Annotated in this window: 9 protein-coding genes and 1 pseudogene; 7 read left to right on the top strand and 3 right to left on the bottom strand. The window is 75.1% G+C overall.

All coding sequences use genetic code 11. From position 1 onward, the window contains the following. Positions 1 to 209: 209 nt before the first annotated feature. The 3 genes from CWIS_RS02040 (at position 210) to ispF (ending at position 2065) form a co-directional block, all read left to right on the top strand. The gene (locus tag CWIS_RS02040; protein ID WP_048341557.1) at positions 210 to 692 is read left to right on the top strand and encodes a CarD family transcriptional regulator; all 483 of its coding nucleotides are present in this window, start codon (positions 210 to 212) and stop codon (positions 690 to 692) included. Positions 693 to 755: 63 nt separating this feature from the next. After that, positions 756 to 1514: a 2-C-methyl-D-erythritol 4-phosphate cytidylyltransferase gene (gene ispD, locus CWIS_RS02035; protein ID WP_048341556.1), complete on the top strand. Its 759-nt coding sequence runs from the start codon at positions 756 to 758 to the stop codon at positions 1512 to 1514. Beyond that, the gene (ispF, locus tag CWIS_RS17885) at positions 1511 to 2065 is read left to right on the top strand and encodes a 2-C-methyl-D-erythritol 2,4-cyclodiphosphate synthase (RefSeq protein WP_082156147.1); all 555 of its coding nucleotides are present in this window, start codon (positions 1511 to 1513) and stop codon (positions 2063 to 2065) included. The genes ispD and ispF overlap by 4 nt, the downstream gene beginning before the upstream one ends. An 83-nt stretch (positions 2066 to 2148) precedes the next feature. Here the strand turns inward: ispF and CWIS_RS02030 are convergent. Continuing rightward, positions 2149 to 2952 (bottom strand): annotated as a pseudogene (locus CWIS_RS02030) (EamA family transporter); the annotation flags it as partial. A 73-nt stretch (positions 2953 to 3025) separates the two neighbouring features. Between CWIS_RS02030 and CWIS_RS02025 the strand changes: the two are divergent. After that, complete coding sequence (locus CWIS_RS02025; protein WP_048341554.1) at positions 3026 to 3997, top strand: LysR family transcriptional regulator; 972 nt, start codon at positions 3026 to 3028, stop codon at positions 3995 to 3997. 4 nt (positions 3998 to 4001) lie between these two features. Here the strand turns inward: CWIS_RS02025 and CWIS_RS02020 are convergent, their stop codons facing one another. Both CWIS_RS02020 and CWIS_RS02015 read right to left on the bottom strand, forming a co-directional pair. After that, positions 4002 to 4955: an NADP-dependent oxidoreductase gene (locus CWIS_RS02020; protein WP_156186513.1), complete on the bottom strand. Its 954-nt coding sequence runs from the start codon at positions 4953 to 4955 to the stop codon at positions 4002 to 4004. Between the two features lie 95 nt (positions 4956 to 5050). Continuing rightward, entirely contained in the window at positions 5051 to 6385 is a 1335-nt protein-coding gene (locus CWIS_RS02015; protein WP_048341553.1) for a D-arabinono-1,4-lactone oxidase, read from the bottom strand. Between the two features lie 129 nt (positions 6386 to 6514). Between CWIS_RS02015 and CWIS_RS02010 the strand changes: the two genes are divergently transcribed. The 3 genes from CWIS_RS02010 to CWIS_RS02000 are packed head-to-tail and all read left to right on the top strand — an operon-like array spanning position 6515 to position 9524. Then, complete coding sequence (locus CWIS_RS02010) at positions 6515 to 7132, top strand: TetR/AcrR family transcriptional regulator (RefSeq protein ID WP_048341552.1); 618 nt, start codon at positions 6515 to 6517, stop codon at positions 7130 to 7132. Further along, positions 7129 to 8349, top strand: coding sequence for an MFS transporter (locus CWIS_RS02005; RefSeq protein ID WP_048341551.1), 1221 nt, complete (start codon positions 7129 to 7131; stop codon positions 8347 to 8349). Before CWIS_RS02010 ends, CWIS_RS02005 begins: the two co-directional genes overlap by 4 nt. After that, on the top strand, positions 8346 to 9524 hold the full coding sequence (locus tag CWIS_RS02000; protein ID WP_048341550.1) for an alanine racemase: 1179 nt from the start codon (positions 8346 to 8348) through the stop codon (positions 9522 to 9524). Before CWIS_RS02005 ends, CWIS_RS02000 begins: the two co-directional genes overlap by 4 nt. Positions 9525 to 9542: the final 18 nt, after the last annotated feature.

The following is a 9542-nucleotide window of genomic DNA, read 5'->3' as shown; positions in this document are numbered from 1 at the left end:
ACGGGCGTGAGGCTGCCCACACGATCGGAGCGGGTGTGCGTGACGTCCCCGGGTCACGAGGTCCGTCCCCGAGCGGTCTCGCGCGCCCGTGTGCGCCCGCGTGCAAGCCTCTGACCTGCGACGACGTGCGTCCGAGTGACACCATCGGCCGGTCGGCGCGTCCGATTGGCGTGCTAAGATAGGCCCCCTGCGAAAGGGGACACCTGCAGATGACTTTCACGGTTGGGGAGACTGTTGTCTACCCGCACCACGGTGCAGCGCTGATCGAAGAGATCAAGACCCGGACCATCCGCGGCGAGGACAAGATCTACCTCAAGCTCAAGGTCGCCCAGGGCGACCTGACCATCGAGGTCCCTGCGGAGAACGTCGACCTGGTGGGTGTTCGTGACGTGGTCGGCCAGGAGGGCCTCGACCGCGTCTTCGAGGTGCTTCGCGCCCCGTACACGGAAGAGCCCACCAACTGGTCGCGCCGGTACAAGGCCAACCTCGAGAAGCTCGCCTCGGGCGACGTGATCCGCGTGGCCGAGGTCGTGCGCGACCTCTCCCGGCGTGATGCGGACCGCGGCCTGTCCGCGGGCGAGAAGCGCATGCTGGCCAAGGCTCGCCAGATCCTCGTCTCGGAGCTCGCGCTCGCGGAGCACACCGAGGAGGAGAAGGCCGAGGCCATCCTCGACGAGGTTCTCGCCTCCTGACGCCTCCCGGCGTCGTGGTGGCGTACGGGTGGTGGATGTGGCCGACCTGACGACGGCCGGCGCGTGAGCGTCGTCGCCGTCCTGACCGCTGCGGGCAGCGGGTCCAGGCTCGGCCATGCGCTGCCGAAGGCTCTCGTCCCTCTCCGGGGCGAGGCGCTCGTCGTGCACGCCGCTCGTCGTCTCCTGGACGCGAGCGGCGCGCACGGACCGTTGCTCGACGAGATCGTGGTGACCGCACCGGCGGAGCACCTCGACGCGTTCGTCGTCGCGCTCGCCGCGACACCGACCGAGGACCCTGGGACGCCGTCCCCGGGTCCTCGTGTGCGTGTGGTCGCGGGCGGTGCGACGCGGCAGGCGTCGGTCGCGGCCGGGCTCGCGGCACTCGGTGCGCACCTCGACGCCGGCACGACTGTCCTGGTGCACGACGCCGCGCGGCCGTTCGCGCCCGCCGCGCTCGTCGCGCGCGTCGTCGCCGCCGTCGCGGCGGGGCACGAGGCGGTGGTGCCGGGGCTTCCCGTGACGGACACGGTCAAGCGCGTCGGGCCGGCCGACGCGGGGGGAGCCGAGCCGGTGCGCGCGACGGTCGAGCGCTCGGACCTACGGGCGGTGCAGACGCCGCAGGGCTTCACGCTGGGGCTGCTGCGCCGCGCGCACGACGAGGCCGCGCGGCACGCGCACGACGAGTCCCTCGCCGCGACCGACGACGCCGGCCTCGTCGAACGGCTCGGCCACGCCGTCTGGGTGGTGGCCGGCGACGAGCGCGCCGCCAAGATCACGACCGCACGCGACCTGCGGGTCGCCGAGCTCCTGGGGGACGCATGACGCACGAGGCTCCCGTCCCGTCGAGGCCCGCGTACCCGCTGCCGCGCACGGGCGTCGGCGTGGACGTGCACGCGTACGACGAGGACCCCGCGCCCGACGCGGTGCTGCACCTGGCGGGGCTCGCGTGGCCCGGGGAGCGGCCGCTCGCGGGCCACTCCGACGCCGACGTCGCCGCGCACGCCGCAGCCGACGCCCTGCTCTCGGCGGCCGGCCTGGGCGACCTGGGCTCCAACTTCGGCACTGCCGAGCCGCAGTGGGCCGGTGCCGCGGGTGCGACGCTGCTCGCCGAGGCGGCGCGGCGCGTGCGGGCCGCGGGCTTCGAGATCGGGAACGTCGCGGTGCAGGTCGTCGGGAACCGGCCGCGCGTGGGTCAGCGGCGGGCCGAGGCCGAGGCCGTGCTCTCGTCGGCGGCCTGTGGGCCGGTGACGATCTCGGCGACGACGTCGGACGGGCTCGGGCTGACCGGGCGGGGCGAGGGCGTGGCGGCGATCGCCACCGCGCTCGTCGTGCCGGTGACCCCCGCGCCCGACGCGAGCGGCACGACGGGCTGAGGCCGCCGCCGCGCGGTGCTGCCCAGCAGGACGCCCGCGACCACGAGCGCACCCCAGCCGAGCTCCGCGAGCGACGTGCGCTCGCGCAGGATCAGCCACGACGAGCCGATGCCGACCACCGGCACGAGCATCGAGAACGGCGCGACGACGCCCGCGGGGTACCGGGACATGAGCGACGTCCACAGGCCCGAGCCCGCGAGCGTCCCGACCAGGACGGTGAACGCGAGCGCGCCGAGCGCGGTCCAGCCCGTCGGCGTGGCCAGGCCGGTGAACGACGCGCGGATGCGCGCGGGGCCCTCGAGCGTCAGCGAGAGCGCGAGCAGCGGGAGCGGCGGGATCACCGACATCCACAGCATGAGGCGCAGCGGCTCACCCGGTGCGGCCTGCATCGCGCGCCGGTTGCCGAGGTTGCCCATCGCCCAGCCCAGGCCGCCGCACAGCGTGAGCAGCACCGGGACGAGCGTCGCGCCACCGTTCAGCCCGGCCCGGTGCACGGCGATCCCCGCGAGCCCGACGACCGCGACGAGCACGCCGAGCGCCTGGCGCCCGGACACGTGCTCGCGCAGCAGCGCGGCGGCGAGGACCACCGTGAACGGCGCCGACGACTGCAGGACGAGCGAGGCCAGGCCCGTCGGCATCCCGGAGTCGATGGCCGAGTAGAGGAACACGAACTGCAGCACGCCGAAGCCCGCGCCGTAGAGCAGCACCCAGCGCCACGGCGCGCTCGGGCGCGGCACGAGCAGGAGCGTGGGGACCGCGAGGAGCGAGAAGCGCAGGGCCACCGCGAGGAACGGCGGGAACTGCTCGAGCGTCAGGTGGATCGCCGGGAAGTTCAGGCCCCAGGTCACGGCGACGACGACGGCGAGGAGACGGTCGCGCACGGTCATGGCCACGAGCGTGCGGCAGGCTGATCATTCACGACAAGCGCATTGTCGTGAACGGACGTTGTAGCGTTGCTGCATGGATGCACGCGCCCTGCAGACGCTGCGCGCCGTGGGCACGCAGGGCGGCGTGACCGCGGCGGCGCGCGTGCTGCACCTGACGCCCTCGGCGGTCTCGCAGCAGGTGCACCAGCTGGAGCGGGCTGTGGGCGTGCCGCTCACCGAGCGCGTGGGCCGCGGCGTGCGCCTCACCGCCGCGGGAACGGCGCTCAGCGAGGCGGCGGTGGACGTGGCGGTCGCGCTCGAGCGTGCCGGGGCCGCGGTCGACCGGCTTCGTGAGCGACCCGGCGGGACCGTGCGCGTGAGCGCGTTCGCGAGCGGTGCGCAGCTGCTGCTCCCGGGTCTCCTGGAGCGCGTGCGCGCGCTGCCCGACGTGCGCGTGGAGTGCTCCGACGACGACGTCCCGCAGGCGCAGTTCGTCGCCCTGACGGACGAGATCGACGTCGTCGTGGCGCACCGGCCCGACGGGTCTCCGGGCTGGGGCGGCGGGGTTGTCGTGCGGCATCTGCTGCGTGAGCCCCTCGACGTCGCGCTCGCGCCCGACCACCCCCTCGCCGCTCGCCGCAGCGACGGGCCCAGCAACGAGCACGACGACGAGTACAGCAACGCGCACGGCATCGAGCCGCGGGACCTGGTGGACGAGGACTGGGTGGCGGTGCGTGCGGGGTTCCCCGTGGCCCACGTGCTCGCCGCGATCGGCGCGCGGGCCGGGGCCGAGCCGCGGGTCCGGCACCGGATCAACGACTTCCACGTGGCGGCCGCGCTGGTCGGCGCCGGCCACGGCATCTCGCTGCTGCCGCGCTACACCTTCGGGGCGGACCCGCGCGTGCGGCTCCTCCCGCTCGCCGGGGTGCGCGCGGGACGGCTCGTCGAGGCGTTGGTGCGCCGGGACAAGGCCGAGCGGCTCGTCGTGCAGCGCGTGCTGGCCGAGCTCGAGGCGCTCGCGGCGCAGATCACCGCTCCCGCGCGCCCGGCACCGGCCGAGGGGTGAGCGCTCAGGGCAGCAGGACGAGCTTGCCGCGGGCGTGGCCCGTCCGGCTGTCGGCGTGGGCCTGCGCGACGTCCTCGAGCGGGTAGGTGCGCGCGACGTGGACGTCGAGCGTCCCGTCGCCCGCGAGCTCGACGAGCTGCGCACGGGCCGCGTCGCGCACCGCGGTGCCCGGGTCGGCCCCCGGGCCGCCACCGAGCGCCTGGATGCCGAGCTCGCCCGCGCGCCGGAAGCCCGCGATCGTCGCGATCCGTGAGCGGTCGGTGACCAGCGCGACGGAGGTGTCGAGCGCCTCGTCGGAGCCGACCGTGTCGATCGCGACCGTCACGGGTGCGCCCAGCTCGGCCGCGGCGGCCTCGACGCGCTCGAGCAGGCCCTCGCCGTACGCGACGGGGACGGCGCCCAGCGTGCGCAGGTCGTCGTGCGTGTCGGGCGACGCGGTCGCGATCACGCGCGCGCCGCGGAGCTCGGCGAGCTGGACCACCATGCGGCCGACGGAGCCGGACCCGCCGTGCACGAGGACGACGTCCTGCGGCCCGGTGCGCGTCGCGGTCAGGGTGTGCACCGCGGTGGTCCCGGCGACCAGCAGACCGGCGGCCTGCGGCCAGCCGAGCTCGGCGGGCTTGCGAACGGTCGCCTGCTCGGGGACGACGAGCCTGCGCGCGTACCCGCCGCGCACCGGCCACGCCACGACCTCGTCGCCCACCGCGAGCCAGCGCACGTTGGGGCCGACGGCCGTCACGACCCCGGCGACCTCGATGCCCAGTCGCAGGGGCAGGCGTTGCGGGTCCGCGCCCGGCCCGCCCGCGTACATCTTCCAGTCGATCGGGTTGACGGCGGCGGCCCGGACGTCGAGGAGGACCTCCCCGGGCCCCGGCTCGCCGGGGTCCACGTCGATCACGCGCAGGGAGTCGGGTCCGCCGTAGGAGATCGCCACGACGGCGGTGCTGGTGTGCGACACGCCGATCAGAGTGCACCCGTGGGCCGTGCACGGCCAGGGCCGTTCCGCGGTGGGCGCGCTGAAACGGTTCTCATCACCCTCACGGGTGACACGTGTCAGGGGCGTGGGCCGAAGACGCGCGTGAGGTAGTCGTTGTCGAACACGCCCGTCGGGTCGGCCTGGGCGCGGACGCGCTGCGCGTCGGCGAACCGTGGGTACAGCTCGGCGAGGCGGGACGCGTCGAGCCCGTGCAGCTTGCCCCAGTGCGGGCGTCCGGCGTGCTCGGCGACGATCCGCTCGACGGCGGCGAAGTAGCGCTCGTGCGGCAGCCGCCAGTACTGGTGCACGGCCACGTACGCGGTGTCGCGGCCGTGCGCGGTCGAGAGCCACAGGTCGTCGGCTGCCGCGAACCGGATCTCGGCCGGGAACGGCAGGCGCTCGCCCGACGACTCGATCCACCGGTCGATCTCCGCGAGCACGTCGAGCAGGGCCTCGCGCGGGACGGCGTACTCCATCTCGCGGAACCGCACGCGCCGCGGCGAGGCGAACACCTCCGGCGACCGCGCGACGTAGCTGCGGGCGGACAGGCTGCGCGCGGCGATCGCGTTGACGCGGCGCGTGACCCGGGGAACCGCGGTGACCAGGCGGTTGGTCGCCTCGAACACGGTGTTGGACAGCAGCTCGTCGTCCACCCAGCGCCGCAGGGGGTTCAGGCCGGCGCCCGCCTCGACCCGGTTGTTGCGCTTGGTCAGCGCGCGGCGCGTGTGGGGGAACCAGTAGAACTCGAAGTGGTCGTTGCCCTCGACGAGGCCGTCCGGGCCGTCGAGCTGCTCGAGCACCGCGTCGAGCGGCCACGGCTCCTCGACGGCCTCGAGCAGGAACGCGGGGACGGCCTCGAGCGTGACGGCCGCGAGCACGCCAGCGCTGCCCAGTCCGAGGCGCGCGAGCTCGAACAGCTCGGGATCCTGGGTCGGCGAGGTCTCGACGACGTCGCCGGCCGCGGTGACGAGGCGGGCGCCGACGACCTGCGTCGCCAGGCCACCGAGCCGCGCGCCCGTGCCGTGCGTGCCCGTCGAGATCGCGCCCGCGATCGACTGCCGGTCGATGTCGCCCAGGTTGCGCAGCGCGAGACCGAGGGCGGCGAGCACGCCGTTGAGCGCGGCCAGGCGGATGCCTGCGCCCACCGTGACGAGCGCGGTGCCGTCGGGGCGGCGGTGCACGTCCTCGAGGGTGTCGATCGCGTCGAGGCTGAGCTGCACGCCGTCGGTCACGGCCGCGGGCGTGAACGAGTGGCCGGCGCCGACCGCGCGCACCGTCAGGCCCTGCGCCGCGGCGGCGGCGACGCTCGCAGCGAGCTCGGGCACGTCGCGCGGCCGGTCGAACCGGACAGGGGATGACGAAGCGGTGCGCGCCCAGTTCACCCAGCGCGTCGCGTCTGTCCCGTTCGTCATGGGGACGAGGGTGGGACTGAACACTTGTCCAAGTCAAGCGCAGCGGTCATGCTTGGCTATCGTTGTCGCGGCGGCACTGGTCGCGGGCGGGGGCCCGGGCCCTGACCGGTGCCATGTGAAGGGGACCGCATGAACCGCATGCCGGTGGCCGAGCGGCGCGAGCAGCTCATCGAGGCTGCCATCACCGTGGCGAGCAGGGACGGGATCGAGGCAGCGACCGTGCGCGCGGTCGCCGCCGAGGCGGGCGTCTCCCTCGGGGTGGTGCACTACTGCTTCCAGGACAAGTCCGAGCTCATGCGTGCGATGGCGCACAAGATCACGGCGCAGAACGCGCCCACCGACCTGTCCGAGCTGCCCGACGGCATGTCCACCGAGGACGTGGTCCAGGCCGTCGTCGGCGCGTTCTGGCAGTCGATCTCCACGTCGCGCGGGTCCCAGCTCCTGTCGTACGAACTGACCACCGCCTCGCTGCGGCACGCCGACCTGCGTGAGGTCGCGCTCGAGCAGTACCGCGGGCAGCGGTCCGCCGCGGAGGCCGTGCTCGAGGAGATCGCGCGGGTCGCGGGCGTCGAGTGGGCGCAGCCGGTGCCCGAGCTGGCGCGAGCGATCGTCGCGTTCGTCGACGGGCTCTCGTTGTCCTGGCTCGTCGACGGCGACGACGACGCCGCCCGGGAGTCGATGATCCGCTTCGGCGAGTTCCTCGTGACCCGGACGGTCGCGCACGGCGCCGCGAGCAGCGAGGCGTGAGCGCCCTGCCCGCACGTCGCGCCGGGACCCTGGCCTTCGCGGCCCAGGGCTACGTCCTGACGACGATCCTCGCGAGCCTGCCCGTCGTGCGGGACCGCTACGGCATCAGCGAGGACCAGCTCACCTACGCCGTGCTGGGCGTCCTGCTCGCCGCGGTGGCCGGCTCCGGGCTCGCCGACCTGCTCTCGCGGCGCCCCGGCGGCAGCCGCGTCGCGCTCGCCGCGGGCCTGTTCGGCATCGCCGTGACCCTGCCTCTCGTCGCGCTCGCGCCGGTGTTCCTCGCGGCCGTGGGCGCGTTCGCGCTGTACGGGATCGCGCTCGGCATGGTCGACGCGGGCACCAACATGCAGGGCGTCGCGGTGCAGCGCGCCGCGGGCCGCCCACTCATGGCGAGCTTCCACGCCGGGTGGTCCGCCGGCGCGATCGTCGGGGCGCTCGTCTGCTCCGCGACCGTGATGTGGCTGCCCTACGACCCGGTGATGCTCGTGTTCCTGCCCGGCGTGCTCGTCGCGCTCGGTGCGGGGTGGATCGAGCTGCGCGACGGCCTGCGGACGGACGCGCGTGCCGTCGGGTCCGACGAGCGGCGCGCGGCGGACGGCGAGCACGCGGGCACGGCCCCGGCCGCGCCGATCCCGTGGGGACCCCTGCTCGTGCTGGGCGTCGCGCTGCTCGCGTTCTACGCAGCCGACAACGCGGCGCAGACCTGGGGCTCGCTCTACGTCGACAGCACGCTCGACGCGGCCGCGTGGCTCGGCCCGCTCACGCTCGCGGCCTACCTCGTCACCGCGTTCGTGCCGCGCCTGTTCGGCGACGCGGCCGTGCGCCGGTGGGGCCGCGTGCGCGTCGTGCGGACCGCGTCGCTCGTCGCCGCGGCCGGTCTCGGCGTCGTGGTCGCGGCCCCCGGTGCCGGTGTCGCGCTGGTCGGGTTCGCACTCGCTGGTGCGGGGCTCGGGCTCGGGGCGCCGCTGTGCTTCGCGGCCGCGGGCGCGCTCGACCCCGACAACGCCGACGCGGTCGTCGCGCGGCTCAACGTCTTCAACTACGGCGGCACCTTGCTGGGCGCGGTGCTCGTCGGCGTGGTGAGCGGGTTCTCGTCGCTGCGCGTCGGGTTCCTCATCCCGATCGCGCTCGTGCTCGTCATCACGACGCTGTCCGGGCGGTTCGCGGTGCACGACGACGCCGAGGCGGCCCGCCGTGAGAGAGAGGTGATCGCGTGACGATCGGAGACCGGCTCGACGCCGCGACCGGGCACCTGCCCGCGCCGCTCGCCGTGGTCGACCTGGACGCCCTCGAGGCCAACGCGGCGGACCTCGTCGCGCGCGCCGTCGGCACGCCGGTGCGCGTCGCGAGCAAGTCCGTGCGCGTGCGCGCGGTGCTCGAGACGGTCCTCGCGACGCCCGGGTTCGCGGGCGTCATGGCGTATTCGGTGCGCGAGGCCGTGTGGCTCGCACGGCACGGTGTGGCCGACGTGCTCGTCGGATACCCGTCGGTCGACACGGTCGGGCTCGACGAGCTCGCCGCCGACCCCGTCGCCGCGGCCGCGGTGACGCTCATGGTCGACGACGTCGCGCAGGCGGACCTCGCGGCGAAGGCCGCGGCCGCGCACGGCCGGACCCTGCAGGTCTGCCTCGACGTCGACGCGTCGCTGCGCGTGGGCGTCGGACCGCTGCGCGCGCACCTCGGCGTGCGTCGCTCGCCCGTGCACACGCCCGCCGAGGCGCAGGCGCTCGCGGAGGCGATCGCGCACCGCGACGGCCTCGAGGTGCGGGGCGTCATGTTCTACGAGGCGCAGGTCGCGGGCATGCCCGACTCGAGCGCTGCCGTGCGTGCCGTGAAGCGGCTGTCGGTCCGGGACCTCGCGCGCCGTCGCGGGCTCGTCGTCGAGGCGGTCAGCGAGGCCGTCGGCCACCGGCTGACGCTCGTGAACTCCGGCGGCTCGGGCTCGGTCGAGTCGTCGGTCTCCGACCCGACGGTCACCGAGGTCACCGCGGGCTCGGGGCTGTTCGTCCCGACGCTGTTCGACCAGTACCGCTCGTTCGAGCCACGCCCGGCCGCGTTCTTCGGCCTGGACGTCGTGCGCATCCCCGCGTCGGGGTACGCCACGGCGTTCGGCGGCGGCTACATCGCCTCGGGGCCACCGACCGCGTCACGCCAGCCGCGGCCCGTGTGGCCCGGCGGGCTCACGCTCACGCCGCGCGAGGGTGCGGGTGAGGTCCAGACCCCGCTGCGGGTGCGGGGACGCGCGGACCTGCGCGTCGGCGACCGCGTGTGGTTCCGGCACGCGAAGTCCGGCGAGGTCATGGAGCGGTTCGCCGACGTGCACCTCGTGCGCGGCGAGGCCGTCGAGGCGACGGTCCCGACGTACCGGGGCGAGGGGCGCACGTTCGGCTGAGCCGTCGCGCCGCGCCCG

This window comes from Cellulomonas sp. A375-1, assembly GCF_001040865.1.
Lineage (GTDB): Bacteria > Actinomycetota > Actinomycetes > Actinomycetales > Cellulomonadaceae > Cellulomonas > Cellulomonas gelida.
Note: the sequence above shows the minus strand (reverse complement) of the source record. Positions and strands in the feature narration are given on the sequence as shown.

Bases quoted from the DNA above. Each gene is read 5' to 3' on its own strand.
- ispF (WP_082156147.1), top strand. From the start codon at position 1,511: ATGACGCACGAGGCTCCCGTCCCGTCGAGGCCCGCGTACCCGCTGCCG.
- CWIS_RS02015 (WP_048341553.1), bottom strand. From the start codon at position 6,385: ATGACGAACGGGACAGACGCGACGCGCTGGGTGAACTGGGCGCGCACC.
- CWIS_RS02025 (WP_048341554.1), top strand. From the start codon at position 3,026: ATGGATGCACGCGCCCTGCAGACGCTGCGCGCCGTGGGCACGCAGGGC.
- CWIS_RS02040 (WP_048341557.1), top strand. From the start codon at position 210: ATGACTTTCACGGTTGGGGAGACTGTTGTCTACCCGCACCACGGTGCA.
- CWIS_RS02010 (WP_048341552.1), top strand. From the start codon at position 6,515: ATGAACCGCATGCCGGTGGCCGAGCGGCGCGAGCAGCTCATCGAGGCT.